The sequence below is a fragment of the Latilactobacillus graminis DSM 20719 genome, from assembly GCF_001436415.1.
Lineage (GTDB): Bacteria > Bacillota > Bacilli > Lactobacillales > Lactobacillaceae > Latilactobacillus > Latilactobacillus graminis.
This window is the reverse complement of sequence record NZ_AYZB01000027.1, coordinates 1-530: the sequence shown is the minus strand read 5'-3', so window position 1 is coordinate 530 and position 530 is coordinate 1. Positions and strand designations below refer to the sequence as shown.

General features: G+C 38.1%; 1 pseudogene. It reads left to right on the top strand.

Annotated features, from left to right (window positions below):
• Positions 1 to 30 precede the first annotated feature (30 nt).
• Positions 31 to 530: pseudogene (locus FC90_RS04945) on the top strand (hypothetical protein); the annotation flags it as partial.

The window sequence follows — 530 nt, the reverse complement described above, 5'->3', positions numbered from 1 at the left end:
TACTACGGTTACTATACGAACCAATCATTAATGACAGAATGGTTAACGCAAAATATACTTTGGGAAGAACAAGGAAATACATTAACTTCCGCAGTGACGCCAGGTAACTATGCTAGCTTCAAAGCAAATGTTATGGCTCAGGTAAATAAATTTTACCAAGAACCATCGTTTAATAAACAGCAATATACCTTGTATCTTGGAAAACCATTAACCATTACTGATACAACAGGTGCATTTAGTAACTACAAAGACAATGCCACAACGAATACTGCTGGTGTAAAAGTAACAAAATCAGGTAACAATGTTACGTTGACAGCAACTAAAGATTCGCAAGATGGTATCGTCAAGTTTAAGTATAATATTGATGATTCATATGCTGGTACTCCAATGGTTTACACGAAGCCTGGTGTTCAAGGTGTTATGGTAGGTCGTGTAAACGATCCTGGTAGAGCACAACTTAGTGTTCATGTTATCAAGCAAGGACGCGTGCGTTTGCACAAATCTGATGTTGAAACAGGCAACACGCCACA